This is a genomic window from Pantoea sp. T14 (genome assembly GCF_036663535.1).
Lineage (GTDB): Bacteria > Pseudomonadota > Gammaproteobacteria > Enterobacterales > Enterobacteriaceae > Pantoea > Pantoea phytostimulans.
This window is the reverse complement of record NZ_JAWUEB010000027.1, coordinates 81,732-102,713: the sequence shown is the minus strand read 5'-3', so window position 1 is coordinate 102,713 and position 20,982 is coordinate 81,732. Positions and strand designations below refer to the sequence as shown.

The window sequence follows — 20,982 nt, the reverse complement described above, 5'->3', positions numbered from 1 at the left end:
TAGCTGCGCTCATTGTAAACCAGGTGCAAAGAAGCTCAAATTTTTCCTAATTAGCATTGGCTAAAGGATATAGCCAATGCTATATTTGTCGATAATGTAAGCAGCAACGCTGGTCAGCCAGTGAAGATCGTGCAAGATCCTTTTTCATCATTGCTGTTGTTCTAAGCTTAATTGACGATCTCTGCTTACTTTTGCGTCAACATTCATTGGGAGGTGATTCTATGAGCACCCTAAAAAGCTGTTTAGATTGCAGCAAATGCTTCCAGGCTGAAAAAACAACGTCCGTGGATATAAAATCCTGGTTGTGCCTGCTGACGCGTTCCCCTTTTACGCTTCGTCTGATGTTGATCGAAAAATTGCTCGGTAAAAAAACTGACAATCGTCGCTGCCAAAACCTGATCTGGCGCGGCTAAACATCCCGCTTTTTAAGCCTTTCACATTAATGCTGAAGGGCTACCAATCTTGTTAACTCCCCTTCGACCGCGCTCGCTTCGTTAGTTTGTGCCCTTTTAATCTGCGACATTGCGTTGTTCAATCATCCGTTTAAATTTTCATCCGAATCTGGAAAGCGCAGTGCATTTCTGAGTCGAAAAAGTGCGCGCCTGACTCAATGATGGTGGGAAAGGTCAATGAATAAGGTGAGAAAAGACGAGGAAGTGCAGAAACGAAAAAACGGCCCATTAAGGGCCGTTTTGGAATAGGCAGTCTAAGCTGAACTTAGAAGCTGTAACCTACGCCAGCAATCCAGGTGCCAACGTCAACGTTACGGATGCGGCTCTGCTCGTAGCCCACGTCCAGTGCAACGTTTTCGATTGGGTTGAACTGCATACCTGCGCCGTAAGAGAAACCTACGTCGCTTGAATCAGATTTGTCGCGTGATGCGGTAGTGTTCTGCTCGAACTTACCGTAGCCGAGACCAACAACACCGTAGATGCTTGCCCAGTCGTTCAGACGGAAAGCAGGACCACCGGTAATGCCGTAGTATTGGCCTTTGTTATAAACGCCAGCTTCGGTACGATCTTTCTCGGTGTAAGTGAAAGAACCGATCCAACCCAGTGGGTTAGAACCGTCTTCGTAGCGGTATTTCAGGTTGAAGCCGTTAGCTTTGTTAGCAACGCCCTGATAATCGCTCTGCGCATAGCCACCAGATACAGTGCTTTGCGCCATTGCGGAACCTGCGGATACAGCCAGAACACAGGCCAGTGCTGAAAGACATGCAATTTTTTTCATAACCACCTCAAATGTGAAAGTACTACTCTCCTGACAACGCTGAAAATATAACAAAAAATAGCGAGAAACTCTGCCCAGATTTTATTGTCTAACAGAAAGTTTGGTGTAACAGGACGTTAATGCACGATCCTATGTCATTCTTTTTTCTTATAAAAACCATCATTTTTCTGCAATAAACTTTTCGTCTTTTAATTTCCGCTTTAAGTAAAATCCTAAAAAATCCTGACGTTTCTTTACTAAATTGGCGCTGAAATTGCGCAATTCATGCGCAGTTAAACCAAATTTAAACCACGCGCCATCGTCTCTTTTGCCCATAAATTCCATTACACTGTGCACTTGTTAAGTAAATGATCAGGATGTAGCCACAGGATGTCACCTACCTCACCCCTAAGAAATCTCGCACCGGTTTTAATGCCTATTGCGGTACTGCTCATCGCGATGCTTTCACTGCAAGGCGGCGCATCGCTGGCCAAGTCGCTTTTTTCCACTGTGGGTGCCACCGGGATTACAGCGTTACGTTTAGGGCTGGGGACGCTTATTCTCTGTGCAATTTTTAAGCCGTGGCGTCTACATTTCACGCGTGCGCAGCGCATGCCGCTATTGATGTATGGCCTGGCGCTCGGCGCTATGAACTTCTTGTTTTATCTTTCTATTCGTACCGTGCCGCTTGGCGTGGCGGTTGCGCTGGAATTCACCGGTCCCTTAACGCTTGCACTGCTTGGTTCACGCCGCTTGCTGGATTTTGTCTGGGTCGTGCTGGCCGTGATTGGATTATGGTTTTTGCTGCCGTTCGGCGCGAACATGACGGCAATCGATCCGCTGGGTGCAGCATGCGCTGTTGGCGCAGGCGCATGTTGGGCATTTTATATTTTGGCGGGGCAACGTGCGGGCGCGGAACACGGTCCTGCCACCGTGGCGATGGGTTCGTTGATTGCTTCTGTTATTTTTGTACCGCTGGGTCTGACTTTTGCGGAAAGCGGCATCTGGCACTGGAGTGTGCTTCCCATTGCGTTGCTGGTCGCTCTGCTTTCCAGTGCCATCCCCTATTCTCTTGAAATGATCGCGTTAACCCGCTTACCGGCACGCATTTTTGGTACGTTGATGAGTCTGGAACCCGCGATGGCAGCGTTATCGGGCATGCTTTTTCTTGGCGAAACCCTGAATGGACAACAATGTCTTGCCTTGCTGGCGATCATCATAGCTTCTGCCGGTTCGACACTCACAATGAAGCCAAAAAAGAACCGGTTAAGTGAGGTTGAGTTAAATAATGCAGCGCCAAAATAAATTATTTGGCCTGTGAAAACGCGGGCCAAATAACAAGCGTATTAATCTTGATAAGCCTTCTTAATTAACGAACGGCTTTTACCGTATTATTTTGAAACAGTCAGATATACCACATTGACACATTAACCTAACCACCTGTAAATATTAAATTTTTATCTCACGCTAAATTTAACATTGCATTAACTACCTTGGCTAAATGCTTATTTATAACCAGGAAGTGCTCTATTTCAGCCATCGGCATAGCCGTTACTGCAAACTCCCAAAGCGCTGCTATACTTATTCCCGTACTTGACTAGGACAACCATCAAAGAGAGGACTGAAACGATGAGTACCGCTAAACTGGTTAAAACAAATTCTTCTGATCTCATTTACACCCGTAATGACGTGGCTGAAAACGATAAAAAAGCCACCATCGAGGTGCTGAACCGGCTGGTAGTGGAGTTCATTGACCTGTCGTTGATCACTAAGCAAGCGCACTGGAACATGCGCGGTGCGAACTTTATTGGTGTGCATGAGATGCTGGACGGCTTCCGCACCACAATTACCGATCATCAGGACACGATTGCAGAACGCGTTGTGCAGTTGGGCGGCGTAGCACTCGGTACAGCGCAGGTGGTGAGTGATAAAACGCCACTGCAAAGCTATCCGCTGAATATTCATAGCGTACAGGATCATCTGAAAGCACTGGCAGATCGCTACGGTCTGGTTGCTAACGATGTACGTAAAGCCATCACTGAAGTGAAGGATGAAGATACCGCTGATATCTTTACCGCAGCGTCACGTGACCTCGATAAGTTCCTGTGGTTTATCGAAGCTAATATCGAATAAGTTATAAGTTAACGTTCAACATGATAAATCAGGCGGGGAAACCCGCCTTTTTTTATGCCTTGTTACCGGCTTTTTATGACTTCGTTAACAGTTTTCCCTTTCAGATTTTTACCGCCTCCGCTTTTACGTCACACTTCCTGTTGCACCAAAATAACCTTACGCACCAATATAGGGCGCCATTTTAGTGCAAAGCGCTAATGCGATGCAAAATCGTGTCAGCCAGCCTGTCCAACTCACTGATTTTAGAGATTTTGCAAAGTTGGCATAATTCTTTCATATGACAAGCCGCAAACACGGGTTTTATAACCTTGTAGTAATAAGGAAAAATGATGAAGTCACTGTTTAAAGTCTCTGTGGCCGCGCTGGCGCTGGCCTTCTCACTCTCTTCTACCGCAGCTGAAAAGAAATTGGTTGTCGCCACTGACACCGCCTTTGTTCCTTTCGAATTTAAGCAAGGCGACAAATACGTCGGTTTTGACGTTGATTTGTGGGCAGCTATCGCGAAAGAACTGAAACTGGATTACACCCTGAAACCGATGGACTTCAGCGGCATCATTCCTGCACTGCAAACGCGCAACGTTGACCTGGCGTTAGCGGGTATTACCATTACCGAAGAACGTAAAAAAGCCATTGAGTTTTCTGACGGTTACTACAAAAGCGGCTTGTTGGTGATGGTGCGTAACAACGAAAACGACATCAAAGGCATCAGCGATCTGAACGGCAAAGTCGTGGCAGTGAAAAGCGGAACCGGTTCGGTCGAATACGCTAAAGCGAATATCAAATCTAAAGATCTGCGCCAGTTCCCAAATATTGACAGCGCTTATATGGAGCTTGGCACCAACCGTGCTGACGCTGTACTGCACGACACGCCAAATATTCTGTACTTCATCAACACCGCCGGTAAAGGCCGCTTCAAAGCGGTAGGCGACTCAATTGAAGCTCAGCAATATGGTATCGCCTTCCCGAAAGGCAGCGACGATTTACGTGAAAAAGTAAACGGCGCACTGAAGACCATTAAAGAAAACGGGACTTACAACGAGCTGTACAAAAAATGGTTCGGCAGCGAACCTAAATAATAATTTGAGCTCGATTTAATTTTCAGCAGGGAACATTTCCCTGCTTTTTTCCATCGCAACATATCTGGAGTTCACCATGGAGTTCGACTGGAGCGTTATCTGGCCAGCCATGCCCGCGCTGCTTGAAGGCGCCAAACTGACCCTAATCATCTCCGTTATTGGGCTGATTGGGGGGTTGATCATCGGTTTGGTCGCAGGTTTTGCCCGCGCCTACGGCGGTTGGTTCACCAACAACCTCGCACTGGTGTTCATTGAAATTATCCGCGGCACGCCAATCGTGGTGCAGGTAATGTTCATCTATTTCGCCTTGCCCATGGCTTTCCCGGACTTGCGCATTGATCCGTTCAGCGCAGCGGTTGTCACTATCATGATTAACTCGGGTGCCTATATCGCGGAGATCACGCGCGGCGCGGTGTTATCCATTAATAAAGGTTTTCGCGAAGCTGGATTGGCGCTTGGCCTGTCAGGCCGTGAAACCTTGCGTTATGTCATTATGCCGCTGGCGCTGCGCCGCATGTTGCCACCGCTGGGCAACCAGTGGATTGTCAGCATTAAAGACACCTCGCTGTTCATCGTTATCGGCGTGGCGGAACTGACACGTCAGGGTCAGGAAATTATTGCCGGTAACTTCCGTGCACTGGAAATCTGGAGCGCGGTTGCGATCATTTATCTGGTGATTACGCTGGTGTTGAGCTTTGTGCTGCGCCGTATTGAAAAAAGGGTGAAAATCCTGTGATTGAATTTAAAGACGTCTCGAAGCATTTTGGTAAAACGCAGGTGCTGCATAACATCGACCTGAAGATTAATCAGGGTGAAGTGGTGGTGATTATCGGCCCTTCTGGTTCAGGTAAATCCACGCTGCTACGCTGCATCAATAAGTTGGAAGAGATCACCAGCGGCGAGCTGATTGTTGATGGATTAAAAGTGAATGACCCTAAAGTGGATGAGCGTCTGATCCGCCAGGAAGCGGGGATGGTGTTCCAGCAGTTCCATCTGTTTCCACAGATGAGCGCGTTGGATAACGTCGCTTTTGGACCGATTCGCGTCCGTGGTGCGAAAAAAGAGGCAGCGCGCGCACTGGCGCAGGAACTTTTGGGCAAAGTCGGTCTGGCGGAACGCGCCCACCACTTCCCTTCTGAACTTTCTGGTGGTCAGCAGCAACGCGTCGCGATTGCGCGTGCGCTGGCGGTGAAGCCTAAGATGATGCTGTTTGATGAGCCAACCTCCGCGCTCGATCCTGAACTGCGTCACGAAGTGTTAAAAGTGATGCAGGATTTGGCCGAAGAAGGCATGACCATGGTGATCGTCACCCATGAAGTTGGCTTCGCTCAGAAAGTTGCCTCACGCCTGATTTTCATCGACAAAGGCCGCATCGCTGAAGATGGCAATCCCGATGCATTAATCAGCAATCCGCCAAGCGATCGTCTGCGCGAATTCTTGCAGCACGTCTCTTGATAAAACGGGCCGCTTTATAAGATTGCGGCCCTTTTTTATCTGCCCTTCTTCTTTCAGAATTTTGATTCGCCATCCCTGACTATACTTTTTCTCTTGTGAAGCAAGCATGTTGCTAAGGAGAAAGCCATGTTGTCAGCCTGCCCACCCCGCACATTTTTGCGGCGTTGGATTCTGCTCTGTCTGTTATTTTTCATTACGCTACCTACAGCACAAGCCGTTTCATTGCCCCAAGCCGCTGTTGCGGCACAACAAACCAAAACCGATTCAGGTAATGCGCAAGAACCTGGCCTGAGTGATAAAAAAGCCGCGTATGCGGCATTGGCAAACATTCTTGATAACGATCAGTCCCGCCAGGAATTAATTGAGCAACTGCGTAATGCCGCCGCGACACCCACCGATACCGGTACACCAGAACTGGCACCGCCAACCGAGGAGCCGGAAGAAAAGACCGTGCTGCAAGGGCTCACCGATATGACGCGCCAATATGGCGGTGAAGCCGCTACGCAATTCATTCGGCTGCACGACAATATTCTCTACGCGCCACATAAGCCCTTTAATCCCGTGACCTTTGTGAATGCGGTAAACCATTTTGCCGGCCTGGCCTTGGCGATGTTTGCCCTTTACTGGCTGCTGCGTCGTTTGGTTTATCCACTCTATCAACGTCTTGGAGCATGGGGACGACAGAAAAACCGCGATCACCGTAACTGGCTACATCTTCCCGCTACCATCATTGGCGCGTTTATCATTGACCTGTTGCTACTGGCGCTGGCGTTGTTTATCGGCCAAATTATCAGCGATAACTTTCACGGCGATAGTCGCACTATCGCTTATCAGCAGGGTTTGTTCCTCAACGCCTTTGCCTTAATCGAATTTTTTAAAGCGCTGTTGCGCCTGATTTTCTGCCCGCATTTTCCTGAACTTCGTTTTTTTCATCTCAACGATGAGCGCGCCAGCTACTGGAATACGCGGCTAAGCTGGCTCAGCGGCATTATGGGTTACGGTTTATTGGTGATCGTGCCGATTGTGTCTAATCAGGTGAACGTGCAAATTGCAGCGCTACTGAACATTGCCATTATGGCGATCATGACCTGTTGGGCGCAGTGGCTGATATTCAGTAACAAACGCAATATTCACAATGCGTTGATTGGGTTAGCCAACCGCAGCATGGCCTTTTTTGCCTTCTTCATTCGAGCGTTTGCGCTGTTCTGGCACTGGCTGGCGAGCGCGTATTTTATCGCGCTGTTTTTGTTTTCGATTTTCAATCCCGGCGACAGCCTGAAATTTATGATGTCCGCCACGGTACGCAGCCTGGCCATTGTCGGCATTGCCGCTTTTGTTTCCGGTATTTTGACGCGCTGGATAGGTAAAACCATTATTTTGTCACCCGATCTGCGCCGCAATTACCCTGAATTGCAAAAGCGCGTGAATGACTGGGTTCGCGCCATGCTAAAGCTGGCCCGCATTCTCACGGTTTTTGCTACCTTGCTACTGCTACTTAATGCCTGGAACCTGTTTGATCTTTGGCATTGGCTAACCATTGGTGCTGGCGAAAAAATGGTGGATATCCTGATCCGCATCGTGATGATTTTACTGCTGTCCGCGATCGGCTGGACGGTGCTGGCGAGTTTGATTGAAAGCCGTCTCGCCTCTGATTCACATGGCCGTCCAATGCCCAGCGCCCGCACACGTACGCTGCTGACACTGTTCCGCAACGCGTTAGCCGTGGTGATTAGCACCATTACCATCATGATTTTACTGTCAGAAATTGGCGTCAATATTGCGCCTCTGCTGGCGGGTGCAGGCGCCTTGGGGCTGGCGGTTTCCTTCGGTTCACAAACGCTGGTGAAGGACATTATTACCGGCATTTTTATTCAGTTTGAGAATGGCATGAACACCGGCGATTTGGTGACGATAGGCGCCATTACCGGCACGGTGGAGCGCATGTCAATTCGATCTGTTGGCGTACGTCAGGATACCGGCGCTTATCACATCATTCCCTGGTCTTCGATCACCACCTTCGCCAACTTTGTGCGCGGTATCGGCTCGTTTGTTGCGAACTATGATGTCGATCGTAATGAGGATACGGAACGCGCTAATCGAGCGCTGCAGGCGGCAGTAAATGAACTGCTGGAAAACCCAGAGATTCGCGGCATGGTCATTGGCGAACCAAACTTTGCAGGTTTAGTCGGGCTGACTAATCAGGCATTTACTGTGCGCGTCTCGTTTACCACCCAGCCGCTTAAGCAGTGGACGGTACGTTTTGCTTTAGATGAAAAGGTGAAGAAGCATTTTGATGCTGCAGGCATCAAAGCGCCGCACCAAACGGTGGAAGTGATGCAAACCGGACCTGACGTTGCAGGCGCCGCTAGCTTACCGGCGTTACCGGCCCCGCAATAACCGCGCTATTTTTAGTCGGTACCACAAGCAGAACATCCGTCACCTGAATACAGGTGGCGGATGCCATCAACAAACGTTGGATTAACGTAAACGCTGCGCGCGTGTCGCCGCAGGCATAAATGACCAGGCCAGGAAGCGGCTCTGTTTCTGGCCCTGAGCCATGTTCACTACGCGAACCTCTACATCCAGCGCCTGCAACTGTTTTTCCAGCGCAGCCAGATTATCTTTGCTGGAGATCAGCGACGTGAACCAGATGCATTGACGCGCCAGCGCCACGCTTTCCTGAATCATTTTGCTGACAAAGGCTTTTTCGCCGCCGACGCACCATAACTCATTATGTTGACCACCAAAGTTCAGCGGTGCGGATTTCTCCAGACCCAAATTACGCACTTTACGCTGTGAACTGGCCGCAGCTTCAGCGGCAGAGGCATGGAACGGTGGATTACACATCACGGCGTGGAAAAAATCGTTCTTGTTCACGACACCCGCCAAAATAGCATCGCTGTTTTTTTGACGGCGCAGGCGAATATTGCGCTGCAAACCAGGATTCGCAGCCACGATTTGATTCGCGGCTTTCAATGCGCTTTCATCAATTTCAGTGCCGGTGAAGCGCCAGCCATATTCAGCCTGACCAATCAGCGGATAGATGCAGTTTGCACCACAGCCGATATCCAGCACATCGGCCATCGGGATTTTTCCTTGATTATCCAGCGCCAGCAGATCGGCCAGATAATGCACATAATCTGAACGACCCGGCACGGGCGGGCAGAGTGAACCCGGCGCAAGTTGCCAGTCAATGCCGTAAAACAGCTTGATCAAGGCCTGATTCAGCAGCATCACCGCCTCGGGATCGGCAAAATCCACCGACTGCACGCCATAACCATTAGGGCGCACTTTCACCGCCAGCGGTGGATGTGCAGCGATTAAGGCGGCAAAATCGTATTCACTTTGATGGCGATTACGGGCATGGAACGGTGACGAACTGGCTGACTTTTTCATACTTTCTCTCAATTATTCGGGCGCGCGTACAATACGCTGTGCATCGCTGAAAATAAATAATGAATATGCGAAGAGCGTCGGGTTGAGACAACTACGCGGCTTCGCACAATCCGCTTACACAATTCTCGCCGACTCAATCAATGCTGTAAGACTAAGATAAAACAAAAAACGCTATCGGAGATTTCATGACGCACAAACGTTACTCTTACCAACCGCGCGCAGGTCACGGATTGCCGCACGATCCTCTCAATGCGATTGTTGGGCCACGCCCAATTGGTTGGATCAGTTCCATCAGCGCCAGCGGTCATCGCAACCTTGCGCCTTACAGCTTCTTCAACTGCTTTAATTATCATCCGCCCATCATCGGATTCGCCAGCAGCGGATGGAAAGACAGTGTGCAGAATATTTCTGAGACCAAAGAATTTGTCTGGAACCTGGCAACGCGTTCGTTAGCAGAAGCGATGAACGAGAGCTCCGCTTCGGTGCCCGCCGATCAGGATGAGTTTGCTATTGCTGGCTTAACGCCGTTGCCCGCCTCGCAGGTCAAGCCGAGTTTAGTGGCGGAAAGCCCGGTTAATTTTGAATGCAAGCTCACGCAGCTCATTCAGTTGCAGGATGCACAAGGTCAGCCGATTGATAGCTGGTTGGTCTTGGGTGAAGCGGTGGCGATTCATATTGATGAAACGCTGCTGGAAAATGGCATTTATCAAACCGCCAAAGCCGAGCCGATTCTGCGCGCTGGCGGACCGAGCGCCTATTACAGCATCACTGAAGCGCAGCGTTTTGATTTAGTGCGCCCGGATGCTCGTCGGGCATAAAGCATCACAGCGCGTCTTCTCGACGCGCTTGTTTACACCTTTCCTTGTTCGATAAATGCCTGTATCAGCGGCTTCAACACCTTCTGTAGCGCGGTGGCACGTTCCTGTCGCCAGGCAAAGGGGGGTGTTTCATCCATGTAATTGCATTGCGCCAGTTCGAGCTGCACCGCTTGCACATTCTCATCAGGTTGCGCGTAGGCGCGAGTAATGTAACCGCCCTTGAAGCGCCCATTCAGCACCCAGCTGTATTTATCTTGTTCAGCACACACAGCCTGAATAGCGTTAATCACCGCTGGGCTACAGCTGGCCCCGTCGTTGGTACCAATATTGATATCCGGCAGGCGTCCTTCAAACAGGCGAGGAATCACGCTGGCAATCGAGTGGGCATCAAACAGCAAGGCATAACCGTATTCGGCTTTGAGTCGCGCCAGCTCATGTTGAATTTGCTGATGATAAGGCTGCCAGATGTGATCAATATAGCTTTGGCGCTGTTCAGCGCTTGGCGTTTTTCCTTCCGCGAAGGTCGGTGTGCCATCAAACAGCGTTTCGGGAAACAAACCAGTGGTTGCGGTGGTGTACAGCGGTTGGTTGTCGGGCGGACGATTAAGGTCAACGACGAAGCGTGAGTAGCGGCCAATGATCACGCTGGCACCCAAATCGCGCACAAAATCGTACAATAACGGGATGTGCCAATCGGTATCCGGCAAGCTGCGCGCGGCATCGCTCAACGCGTTTTCAACCTCTGGCGTAAGCAGCGTTCCCGCGTGCGGAATGCTAACCAGCAGCGGGATCTTGCCTTGGGTAAAGTGAAAACAGGTGGATTCACTGCTTGTTTCGCTGATTTTTTCACTGCTCATTGTGCTTCTCCACGATAGATGACTTTACAGGGCAGCTCACCACCCAACCAGTAAACCAATTCTGCCGGACGGGCTAATGGCCAATGAACGAAGCTGGCGACTTTGCCCGCTTCAAGCGTGCCATGAGTCTGTTCCAGTCCAAGCGCTTTTGCTCCCCAAATCGTCACGCCTGCCAGCGCCTCTTCCGGTGTCATGCCAAATAGCGTGCAACCCATGTTTAACATCAAGCGCAGGGATAATGCCGGTGATGTGCCAGGATTCGCATCGCTTGCCAGCGCCATCGGCACGCCATAACGGCGGAACAGTTCAACCGGCGGACGCTGAGTTTCACGCAGCAGGTAAAACGCACCCGGCAGCAACACCGCAACCGTTCCATGCTGCGCCATGGCCTTAACATCATCTTCCGTGGCGTATTCCAGGTGATCGGCAGAAAGCGCGTCGTAACGCGCTGCCAGTGCGGCACCGCCTAGCGATGAAAGCTGTTCTGCGTGTAACTTAACCGGCAAACCCAACGCTGTTGCCTGATCAAACACACGCGCCACCTGCGCAGGCGACAAAGCCAGATGTTCGCAAAAAGCATCGACCGCATCCGCCAGCCCTTTCGCTTTTACCTGCGGCAATAGCTGATTGCAGATGACATCAATCCAGCCGTCGGGATTGTGTTTGAATTCTGGCGGGAAACCGTGGGCGGCTAAACAGGTCGCGAGCACATCCGCTGGCACGCTTTCGCTTAACTCACGAATCGCACGTAACATGCGCAGCTCACTCTCTTCATCCAGACCATAACCCGATTTGATTTCAACCGTAGTCACGCCTTCTGCCAGTAAGCGATCCAGTCGCCAGCGCGCAGAAGCCACTAACTCCTGCTGACTGGCCGCGCGCGTGGCACGCACGGTAGAAAGAATACCGCCGCCCTGCGCAGCAATCTCAGCGTAGCTAACGTTATTTAATCGCTGCTCAAACTCCTGGCTGCGATTGCCGCCAAACACCAAATGGGTGTGACAATCCACCAAACCCGGCGTGATGATGCCACCCGAAAGTTGATGCTGCTCACGCGCGTGAAACGCCGGCATCGTTTCACGCGGCCCTACCCAGTGCAGCTTCCCGGCTTTTACCGCCAGTGCGCCATCTTCGATGATCTGGTACTTACCGCCCTGCATAGTCACCAGATCGGCCCCTAGCCACAGGCTGTCTATTGATAAGTCATCTGCTGTTGTCACCTCATCGCTCCTGAGATTTACACTGCGCATCAAAGTATGTATATGTATATACAACCACATCCGTTGAGGATCAACCATGGCGACTTTTTTTGCCTCCCGCGCGCTGCTTACTGAAGGCTGGCGCAGGCAGGTGCGTATTTCAGTCAATCAGTCTGGATTCATTGAATCAATCATTCCCGACAGTCAGGCACAAGAGGCGAGGCCCCTGCATGGCGACGTGATCCCCGCGATGGCAAACCTGCATTCACATGCGTTTCAACGTGCGATGGCGGGATTAGCAGAAGTCGCTGGCGATCCTCAAGACAGCTTCTGGACCTGGCGCGATCTGATGTACCGCATGGTGCAGCGCCTGACGCCCGAACAGGTTGGCGACATTGCCGCGCTGCTTTACATCGACATGCTGAAAGGCGGCTACAGCCAGGTCGCTGAATTCCACTATCTGCACCACGACCCGCATGGCGCGCCCTATCCTGATGATGCGATGTTACAGCAGCTGATTTACGCAGCCGAGACAGCTGGCATCGGTCAAACGCTGCTGCCGGTGCTTTACAGCTACAGCGGTTTTGGTGCGCAGCCACCTTCAGACGGGCAAAAACGTTTTATTCAGCAAACCGATCGCTATCTGCAGCAGCAGGCTTGGTTGCAAAGCAACCTGCGCAATAAGCCGCTGCACAATCAAGGTCTCTGTTTTCATTCGTTGCGGGCGGTGAGCGAAGCGCAGATGCGCGAGGTGCTGGCAACCAGCGACGCCGCTTTGCCGGTGCACATTCACGTCTCTGAGCAGGAAAAAGAGGTCAATGACAGTCTGGCGTGGAGCAGCGAGCGCCCGGTGGCTTGGCTGATGAACCGCTTTGAGGTTGATGCGCGCTGGTGCCTGATCCACGCTACACATCTGGATGAGCAAGAAGTTCGCCGACTCGCAGCCAGCGGTGCGGTAGCGGGTTTGTGCCCAACAACAGAAGCTAATCTGGGTGATGGCATTTTTCCCGCCGTTGATTACATCGCGCAGGGCGGACGTTGGGGCATCGGTTCCGACAGCCACGTTTCGCTCAGCGCCCAGGAAGAGTTGCGCTGGCTGGAATATGGGCAGCGTCTGCGTGACCGCCGACGTAATCGCATCACCACGCCTCATCAAGCTTCGGTGGGCGATCTGTTATGGCAACAGGCGGCGCAAGGTGGCGCGCAGGCGTGCGGCATTCGCAGCGGTGGACTCGCCGTGGGGCAACGCGCCGACTGGCTGGTGCTCAAGGATGATGCCTGGTTTAGCCATATTGACGATCGCGCCCTGCTCAATCGCTGGCTGTTTGCCGGACAGCGCGATCAGATTCGTGATGTGTATGTTGCGGGCAATGCCGTTATCCAGGACGGTCATCATGCCGCAGAAGAAGCCTGCACCGCGCGGTTCAAACAGGCCATGGCGGCACTACGATGAAGCGCTTTTCCTATGCTGATTTACCGGTTAGCCGCTGGCGCAACGGCGGCGGCGAAACGCGCGAGATCGTCAGCTTTCCGCTTGGTGAAGCGCAGTTCGGCTGGCGCGCCAGTATCGCCACCCTTGCCGCGGACGGGGATTTTTCACTGTTTCCAGGGGTGGATCGGGTTATCACGCTGCTGCACGGTGATGACGTCTTGCTGAGTACATCGACTTTGCAGCATCGCCTGATCCCCCATCAACCCTGGGCTTTCCCTGGTGAGTGGGCACTGCAAGCCAGCCTTAAAGGGGGCGCCAGTGAAGATTTCAATATCATGACGCGGCGTGATGTCTGGCAATCTTCAGTTGCGGTGGTGACAAAACAGGCTGGCAGTGAAAACGGTGTGGCGTGGGTGTTATGCGGAGAATGGCAGCTGGCGAACGGAGAAACACTTTCTCGCCAGCAGGGCGTCTGGTGGATGGATGAAACGCTGCAGCTGACGCCTTTAGGCGATGATGCGCAGCTGCTGTTTACCCGCCTCAGCCGTGTCCTTTGAATCGGCCCAGCAGCTTGTAGCGTGAACCCGGATACAGTAAACGCGCATAGGTGACGATTTTGGTATCGCTCCACGTCTGGCGGCGGATCAGCAAGCAAGGTTCGTGCTCATCCAGCGCCAGATGTTTACGCTGACGCGCATCCGGTAATACCGCTTCAACAATATGTTCGCCCGCCGTCAGTGGCGCGACGCGCATCAAATAGGTGTAAGGCGTAAAGGTATGGTAATCCTGCGTCAGGTAATCCGGTGCCACGAGCGGATTGACCAGGCGATCTTCCAGCTGAACCGGCAGCTCATTTTCATAATGAACAATCAGCGAATGGTAAAGGGTTTGCCCAGTGCTTAGCCCTAAAACGGCGGCCTGCTCGGGATCGGCTTTGTTCTGACCGATGGCGAGGATTTTACAGCTGTGTAGATTCCCACGCTGGGCGATTTCATCGGCGATGTTATGCACTTCCAGCATCGCGGTGTAACCTTTCATCTCCGCGACAAAGGTGCCCACGCCTTGCATTCGCACTAAAAAACCTTCGCCAGTCAGCTCACGCAGCGCGCGATTGATGGTCATGCGGCTGACGCCCAACTCATTCACCAACTCGCTTTCTGACGGTACGCGCTGATTCGCTTTCCAGTGCCCTTCACGAATCTGACTCACGATTGCCTGTTTAACGCGCTGATAAATCGGTGCGGGTTCATCACTCATGGCCGCAGCCAGTTGTGCTATCGCCGTATGCTCGACCATTTGCTGTTCCTTATCCTGATAATACCCCGAGTTTACTGTCTCAACCTGCAAATGTATATACATCCATATCAGGTAGATGCACGTTGGTAGTGCAGCTGGCGCATCGTTGCAGTGCAAACCCTTGCGGTAAAAACAGCGCAACCACAGATGACAACAAGCATGAATTTTGTGATCGGTTTGGCACAGCCCTTGCTAATTGTATATACAAGGATAGACAAGATTAAACCCATATGCTTCACTCGAATAAATCCGCGGGGTCAATGCGCTTAACAGCGGCTAACAGCCCCAGCAAACTTGTATAGACAGGAGTAGGTTATGTCAGGCTCTTCTCAGCATTTGCGCCTGGTTCCAGGCGAGGTGGATCTCGCTACGTTACGCGCAATCTATCAAGGTGGTGTTTCGCTTAGTCTTGATGACCAGGCACGTAACGCCATCGCGCAGGCACAGCAAACCGTTGACACCATCGTCGCCTCTGGCAACGTGGTTTATGGCATTAATACCGGATTTGGCAAGCTGGCACAGACGCAAATTCCCACGTCACGTCTGGCCGATCTGCAACGCAATCTGGTGCTATCACACAGTGTCGGCTTGGGCAATTTGCTACCGGATAACGTAACGCGCCTGATTTTGGCTACCAAGATCGTAAGCCTGGCGCGTGGACATTCTGGCGTGCGTATCGAACTGGTTGATGCGCTACTGGCTTTGTTCAACGCGGGCATCATGCCTTGCATCCCCGAAAAAGGCTCGGTTGGTGCGTCTGGCGATCTGGCTCCGCTGGCGCACATGTCGCTGATGTTATTAGGTGAAGGTCAGGTCCGTGTTAACGGTGAGCTGATTTCTGCCGTTGATGGCCTGGCCAAAGTGGGATTAACCCCCATCGTACTGGGCCCCAAAGAGGGCTTGGCGCTGCTCAACGGCACGCAGGTCTCTACCGCATTGGCGCTGCGGGGATTATTCGAAGCAGAAAATCTGTTCGCAGCGGGACTCATGGCGGGCGCGCTGTCGCTGGAAGCGATCAAGGGATCGCTGAAGCCCTACGATGCACGCATTCATCAGGCACGCGGTCAGCAAGGTCAAATTGCGGTTGCCGCCGCAGTGACGTCGTTGATTGAAGGCAGTGAAATTCTGGGTTCGCACGCTAACTGCGGTCGCGTACAGGATCCTTATTCTATTCGCTGCGTACCCCAAGTGATGGGCGCATGTCTGGATAACCTGAGCCACGCCGCACGCGTCCTGCAAATTGAAGCCAACGCCGCATCAGACAACCCGCTGGTGTTCAGCGAGTCCGGTGACGTCATTTCCGGCGGCAACTTTCATGCTGAACCGGTGGCCTTCGCGGCTGACATTCTCGCCCTGGCAATCGCTGAAGTGGGCGCTATTTCTGAACGCCGTATGGCGCTGCTGCTCGATACTGGTTTATCCGGCTTACCGCCCTTCTTGGTGCGCGACGGCGGTGTGAACTCGGGCTTTATGATCGCGCAGGTGACAGCGGCAGCGCTGGCATCTGAGAACAAATCTCTGGCGCATCCGGGCAGCGTTGACAGCCTGCCAACTTCCGCTAATCAGGAAGATCACGTTTCAATGGCGACTTACGCCGCACGCCGTCTGGGCGACATGTGCTTTAACACCGCTGCGGTCGTCGGCATTGAAGCGATGGCGGCAGCACAAGGCATTGAATTCCATCGTCCGCTGCAAAGTTCGGCCTTAATCGAGCAGGAAATCAGCACCATTCGCGAGCAAGTGGCTTTCCTTGAGGAAGATCGCCTGCTGGCACCTGACATCGACGCCATGCGTCAGTGGGCAAGTCGCACCGCCTGGCCTCAATCCTTGACTGCGCTGCTGCCGAGTATGCGCGCTGTAACGTCTGCTGAATAAGGAACCTGTAATGAGCGAAACCCTGTCTCAGGCCGTAGCACGCGAAGTTCGTGCACCACACGGTAACGAACTGCATTGCGCTAACTGGCTGATTGAAGCGGCTTACCGCATGATCCAGAACAACCTCGATCCCGACGTCGCCGAGCGCCCGGAAGATTTGGTGGTATACGGTGGCATCGGTAAAGCGGCGCGCAACTGGGAATGCTTCGAGCAGATCCTGCGTTCTTTAGAAGTGTTAAAACCTGATGAAACGCTGCTGATTCAATCGGGTAAGCCGGTCGGTGTGTTTCGTACTCACGCCGATGCGCCGCGCGTCCTGCTGGCAAACTCGAATTTGGTTCCGCATTGGGCTAACTGGGATCACTTCCACGAACTGGATAAAGCCGGGTTGATGATGTACGGCCAGATGACAGCCGGCTCATGGATCTACATTGGTGCCCAGGGCATCGTGCAAGGCACTTACGAAACGTTTGTTGAAGCGGGTCGCCAGCACTACAACAACGACCTCAGCGGACGCTGGATTTTGACCGCAGGCTTAGGCGGTATGGGCGGCGCACAACCGTTAGCAGGTGTCTTAGCGGGCGCCTGTGTGCTGGCGATTGAGTGTCAGGAATCACGTATCGATTTCCGTCTGCGCACCCGCTATGTCGATCACAAAGCCACCTCGCTGGATGAAGCATTAGCGCTAATTGCAGAAGCGACCCAAGCGAAAAAAGCCATTTCCGTGGGTTTGCTGGGTAACGCGGCAGAGATTTTGCCGGAGCTGGTGAAACGCGCTAAAGCGGGCGGCCCACGCCCCGATATCGTCACCGATCAAACCTCAGCGCATGACCCGCTTAATGGTTATCTGCCGATTGATTGGGATCTGGCGCGCTGGCAGCAGGAGAAATCCAGCAATCCCAAGGCGGTAGAAAAAGCGGCGCGCGCATCAATGGCGGTGCACGTACAGGCGATGCTCGACTTCTGTCATATGGGCATTCCCACCGTTGATTACGGCAACAATATTCGTCAGGTCGCGCTGGATGAAGGCGTGAAAAATGCGTTTGATTTTCCAGGTTTTGTGCCGGCTTATATTCGCCCACTCTTCTGCGAAGGCAAAGGCCCGTTCCGCTGGGTTGCGCTTTCGGGCGATCCAGAAGATATCTACAAAACTGACGCCAAACTGAAAGAGCTATTCCCACAGCATGCCAGCCTGCATCGCTGGTTGGATATGGCGCAGGAACGTATCGCCTTCCAGGGTTTGCCTGCACGTATTTGCTGGTTAGGCTTGGGTGAACGTCATCGTGCCGGGCTGGCTTTTAATGAGATGGTGCGCAACGGTGAGCTCAAAGCGCCGGTGGTGATTGGGCGCGATCATCTGGACTGCGGCTCTGTTGCCTCGCCAAACCGTGAAACCGAGGCGATGAAAGATGGTTCCGACGCCGTTTCTGACTGGCCGCTGCTCAACGCGCTGCTAAACACGGCGGGCGGCGCTACCTGGGTCAGCCTCCACCATGGCGGCGGTGTGGGCATGGGCTTCTCACAGCATGCAGGCGTGGTCATTGTCTGTGATGGCAGCGAAGCCGCCGATGCACGTCTGAGTCGCGTATTGTGGAACGATCCTGCCACCGGTGTGATGCGCCATGCTGATGCAGGCTATGAGCAAGCGCAAGCTTGTGCTAAGGCGCATGGGCTGAATCTGCCGATGCAGAAGTAAAGAAGTGCGAGGTCGTTTGGCCCCCACCTCGCTCCTCTTGAGTGCGAGGTCGTTTGGCCCCCACCTCAATCCTCTTGAGTGCGAGGTCGTTTGGCCCCCACCTCAATCCTCCCCCATACATGGGGGAGGAAGATGCTGCAATATGCGAGTAGTAAAGCTGCCTGTGGCAGCGTCTCCTTCTCCCGCTTCACGGGGCGAGGCTGGGATGGGGGACCGCGCGCGCTTCACTTTCTGCGCGCCTACGCTGACTCAAACCCATCGCACTTCCTTATTACTTATTCCATTTTGATTTAGCCTATAGCCAAAATTCCCTGTTTCGGCAATAGACGTGCGCTCGCCAGACCTCTAAAGTGAAATCTTCTCAATCCGTAAGGAGCGCGTTTCTGCATGACCCTTTCCCCTGCTCTGCTTGAAGATGCCCTGCGCTGGCGCCACCAGTTTCATCAGGAACCTGAACTCGGCTATCAGGAGCACAAAACCAGTGATGTTGTCGCTCAACAGCTCGAACTGGCTGGCCTGCACGTTTTTCGTGGATTAGCGGGAACGGCAGTGATTGGCACGCTGGAAAATGGTGCAGGTCCGGTAATTGGCTTACGTGCAGATATGGACGCCCTGCCTATCACCGAAAAAGGTGATGTTGCGTGGCGCTCTGCGCAACCTGGCGTCATGCACGCCTGTGGACACGATGGCCACACCGCCATTCTGCTTGCTGCCGCAAAACAACTGGCCGCAACGCGTCAGTTCAGCGGCACGGTGCACTTCATCTTCCAACCTGCTGAAGAGAACCTTGGCGGCGCGCGGAAAATGGTAGAAGAAGGTCTGTTCCAGCGCTTTCCGATGGATGCGGTTTATGCCATGCACAACTGGCCAGGTATGGCGCTGGGCACGTTGGCGGTGAATCCTGGCGCAATGATGGCTTCGCTTGACTCCTTTGAAATCACTCTGAATGGCAAAAGTTGCCACGCGGCAATGCCAGAAAGTGGTGCCGATCCGATGGTGGTCGCTGCAGAACTGATTTTAGCGTTACAGACAATCCCCTCACGCCGCCTGTCGCCGCTGGCCTCTGCGGTAGTGAGCGTGACGCAAATCCACGGCGGCGAGGCAATCAACGTGATTCCCGAACAGATAAAGCTGCGCGGCACGGTGCGCTGTCTGCAAACCGACGTGCGCGATCGGGTACGTCAGTTAATTGAAGATTTTGTGAGTACTCTGCCGAAACCGTTTGGCGTCTGCGGAGAAATCGATTGGTTACCCGGTTATCCGGTAACGGCCAATCACGCTGAGCCAGCGGAACAGGTGCGCGCAGTGGCGCTGAACACGTTTGGCGAAGAGAACGTCAAATGGCAGGTTAATCCTTCCATGGCATCAGAAGATTTTGCCTGCATGATGGAAGCGTGTCCGGGTGCCTATTTCTGGCTAGGTGTGGATGGCGAAACGCCGTCGGCACCTTTGCACAACGCCCGTTATGATTTTAACGATGCGCTGATTCCGCTGGGCGTTGAATTTTGGCAGAACCTGGTTGAACAGGCGCTGCCAAAAGCCTGATTTAATAACCCGCCTCGCTAAGGCGCTGTAATCCCGCGTCCAGCGAGTCACTTTGTCCGCTGGCACGTAAACAGCAGGCGATCTGCAAACGCAGCGCTTCTGGCACCGGTCGCTGTTTCGCCAACACCGCGTCAATCCAACGCGCCGTCACGGCAGCTGTTTTATCGCCTGGCAGTTCCAGCGTGACTTCTGGCTGACGTTCAACCCACACCTCTGCTTCCGTTTCTGCGCCGTGAATGTAGCTGATTGCCGGACAGCGCTGTGGATTGGCATAAACCTCACCTTCAGTGCCGTTCAGTAAAAGGCCTGGCGCATCAATATCACTGAAGAATTTGCCCACGCGCGGCACATATTCTGGGTGCGACACGCTGGAAAGACGCAGCGCCTCACGCTCACCAAACGGGGTGGCCAATTTGACCAGCGTGTGCGCGCTGTTACGCACGCCCATGCGCCAGCGCAGCGACAGCTGTTTTGCCATGGGCGGGCAAAGGTTGTCGATGGTGATAAACACCAACTCGCCGTTATCCAGTTTTTCCTGCGCCTGCTGCTGTGTGGTCGCAGGTTGTACACCAAGTTCAGCAAAAACCGCTTCGCTGGTTACGCGCGTGGCATCTTCACTCACGCCATGCACCAGCACCGGAAAACCGAGCTGGTTGAGCAGCCGCGCCAGCAAAGGTGTCAGGTTGCCTTGACGACGTGCACCGTTGTAGCTGGGAATGACAATCGGCATAGGACGATCAACGGGTGCACGCAGCGTCATCATTTGCGTTTGCATCGCTTGATAAAAGCCGCGCATTTCGTCTTCGCCTTCGCCTTTAATACGCAGCGCAATTAAAATGCCGCCCAGCTCCAGATCGGGAACATCGCCCGCCAGCATTGCACTGTAAAGCGCCACTGCGGTATCGAAGCCGATGTCACGCGCGTGATTCTTTCCACGCCCAATCTCTTTAATAATCTTATTCAGTTCCATCACTCGCTTCCGTTAAAGTGCGCGA

Annotated in this window: 20 protein-coding genes; 13 read left to right on the top strand and 7 right to left on the bottom strand. The window is 52.9% G+C overall.

Going from position 1 to position 20,982, the window contains the following annotated elements:
- The first annotated feature begins 221 nt into the window (after nt 1-221).
- Nucleotides 222-413, top strand: coding sequence for a hypothetical protein (locus tag SC127_RS18495; protein WP_215847242.1), 192 nt, complete (start codon nt 222-224; stop codon nt 411-413).
- 304 nt (nt 414-717) lie between these two features.
- On the opposite strand, the gene ompX is transcribed toward SC127_RS18495, so the two are convergent.
- Together ompX and SC127_RS18485 are read right to left on the bottom strand one after the other, a co-directional pair.
- Nucleotides 718-1,230 (bottom strand): outer membrane protein OmpX, encoded by a 513-nt coding sequence (gene ompX, locus SC127_RS18490; protein WP_215847243.1) that lies wholly within the window; start codon nt 1,228-1,230, stop codon nt 718-720.
- Between the two features lie 159 nt (nt 1,231-1,389).
- Entirely contained in the window at nt 1,390-1,545 is a 156-nt protein-coding gene (locus SC127_RS18485; protein WP_332627434.1) for a hypothetical protein, read from the bottom strand.
- A 54-nt stretch (nt 1,546-1,599) separates the two neighbouring features.
- On the opposite strand from SC127_RS18485, the gene rhtA reads away from it, so the two are divergent.
- From rhtA to ybiO, 6 genes are all read left to right on the top strand, one after another.
- Nucleotides 1,600-2,514, top strand: a complete 915-nt coding sequence (rhtA, locus tag SC127_RS18480) for a threonine/homoserine exporter RhtA (RefSeq protein WP_243078271.1) — start codon at nt 1,600-1,602, stop codon at nt 2,512-2,514.
- Between the two features lie 324 nt (nt 2,515-2,838).
- The gene (dps, locus tag SC127_RS18475) at nt 2,839-3,342 is read left to right on the top strand and encodes a DNA starvation/stationary phase protection protein Dps (RefSeq protein WP_215847246.1); all 504 of its coding nucleotides are present in this window, start codon (nt 2,839-2,841) and stop codon (nt 3,340-3,342) included.
- 329 nt (nt 3,343-3,671) lie between these two features.
- Nucleotides 3,672-4,418 (top strand): glutamine ABC transporter substrate-binding protein GlnH, encoded by a 747-nt coding sequence (gene glnH, locus SC127_RS18470; RefSeq protein WP_215848313.1) that lies wholly within the window; start codon nt 3,672-3,674, stop codon nt 4,416-4,418.
- 76 nt (nt 4,419-4,494) lie between these two features.
- A complete protein-coding gene (glnP, locus tag SC127_RS18465; protein ID WP_332627431.1) occupies nt 4,495-5,154 on the top strand; it encodes a glutamine ABC transporter permease GlnP in 660 nt (219 codons plus the stop codon).
- A complete protein-coding gene (glnQ, locus tag SC127_RS18460) occupies nt 5,151-5,873 on the top strand; it encodes a glutamine ABC transporter ATP-binding protein GlnQ (RefSeq protein ID WP_215847247.1) in 723 nt (240 codons plus the stop codon). Before glnP ends, glnQ begins: the two co-directional genes overlap by 4 nt.
- A gap of 126 nt (nt 5,874-5,999) precedes the next feature.
- Nucleotides 6,000-8,270: a mechanosensitive channel protein gene (ybiO, locus tag SC127_RS18455; protein WP_332627429.1), complete on the top strand. Its 2,271-nt coding sequence runs from the start codon at nt 6,000-6,002 to the stop codon at nt 8,268-8,270.
- A gap of 81 nt (nt 8,271-8,351) precedes the next feature.
- Here ybiO and rlmF read toward each other — a convergent pair whose 3' ends face one another.
- On the bottom strand, nt 8,352-9,269 hold the full coding sequence (rlmF, locus tag SC127_RS18450; RefSeq protein WP_215847249.1) for a 23S rRNA (adenine(1618)-N(6))-methyltransferase RlmF: 918 nt from the start codon (nt 9,267-9,269) through the stop codon (nt 8,352-8,354).
- 185 nt (nt 9,270-9,454) lie between these two features.
- On the opposite strand from rlmF, the gene SC127_RS18445 reads away from it, so the two are divergent.
- Entirely contained in the window at nt 9,455-10,087 is a 633-nt protein-coding gene (locus tag SC127_RS18445; RefSeq protein ID WP_332627426.1) for a flavin reductase family protein, read from the top strand.
- A 32-nt stretch (nt 10,088-10,119) separates the two neighbouring features.
- On the opposite strand, the gene hutG is transcribed toward SC127_RS18445, so the two are convergent.
- Complete coding sequence (gene hutG / locus SC127_RS18440; protein ID WP_332627424.1) at nt 10,120-10,944, bottom strand: N-formylglutamate deformylase; 825 nt, start codon at nt 10,942-10,944, stop codon at nt 10,120-10,122.
- Nucleotides 10,941-12,104 carry an imidazolonepropionase gene (gene hutI / locus SC127_RS18435; RefSeq protein WP_332628235.1) on the bottom strand — a complete coding sequence of 388 codons (1,164 nt, stop codon included), beginning with the start codon at nt 12,102-12,104 and terminating at the stop codon, nt 10,941-10,943. Before hutI ends, hutG begins: the two co-directional genes overlap by 4 nt.
- A 136-nt stretch (nt 12,105-12,240) precedes the next feature.
- On the opposite strand from hutI, the gene SC127_RS18430 reads away from it, so the two are divergent.
- Nucleotides 12,241-13,596 (top strand): formimidoylglutamate deiminase, encoded by a 1,356-nt coding sequence (locus SC127_RS18430; protein WP_332627422.1) that lies wholly within the window; start codon nt 12,241-12,243, stop codon nt 13,594-13,596.
- Nucleotides 13,593-14,132 (top strand): HutD/Ves family protein, encoded by a 540-nt coding sequence (locus SC127_RS18425; protein ID WP_332627420.1) that lies wholly within the window; start codon nt 13,593-13,595, stop codon nt 14,130-14,132. Before SC127_RS18430 ends, SC127_RS18425 begins: the two co-directional genes overlap by 4 nt.
- On the opposite strand, the gene hutC is transcribed toward SC127_RS18425, so the two are convergent.
- Nucleotides 14,116-14,871, bottom strand: coding sequence for a histidine utilization repressor (gene hutC, locus SC127_RS18420; RefSeq protein WP_215847254.1), 756 nt, complete (start codon nt 14,869-14,871; stop codon nt 14,116-14,118). The two genes, SC127_RS18425 and hutC, sit on opposite strands and share 17 nt — an antisense overlap.
- 315 nt (nt 14,872-15,186) lie before the next feature.
- Between hutC and hutH the strand changes: the two genes are divergently transcribed.
- The 3 genes from hutH (at nt 15,187) to SC127_RS18405 (ending at nt 19,987) form a co-directional block, all read left to right on the top strand.
- Nucleotides 15,187-16,746: a histidine ammonia-lyase gene (hutH, locus tag SC127_RS18415; protein WP_332627418.1), complete on the top strand. Its 1,560-nt coding sequence runs from the start codon at nt 15,187-15,189 to the stop codon at nt 16,744-16,746.
- A gap of 10 nt (nt 16,747-16,756) precedes the next feature.
- The gene (gene hutU, locus SC127_RS18410) at nt 16,757-18,442 is read left to right on the top strand and encodes a urocanate hydratase (RefSeq protein ID WP_243078279.1); all 1,686 of its coding nucleotides are present in this window, start codon (nt 16,757-16,759) and stop codon (nt 18,440-18,442) included.
- 387 nt (nt 18,443-18,829) lie between these two features.
- Nucleotides 18,830-19,987, top strand: coding sequence for a M20 aminoacylase family protein (locus SC127_RS18405; protein ID WP_332627415.1), 1,158 nt, complete (start codon nt 18,830-18,832; stop codon nt 19,985-19,987).
- A 1-nt stretch (nt 19,988) separates the two neighbouring features.
- On the opposite strand, the gene ybiB is transcribed toward SC127_RS18405, so the two are convergent.
- The gene (gene ybiB / locus SC127_RS18400) at nt 19,989-20,957 is read right to left on the bottom strand and encodes a DNA-binding protein YbiB (RefSeq protein ID WP_332627413.1); all 969 of its coding nucleotides are present in this window, start codon (nt 20,955-20,957) and stop codon (nt 19,989-19,991) included.
- Between the last annotated feature and the right edge of the window lie 25 nt (nt 20,958-20,982).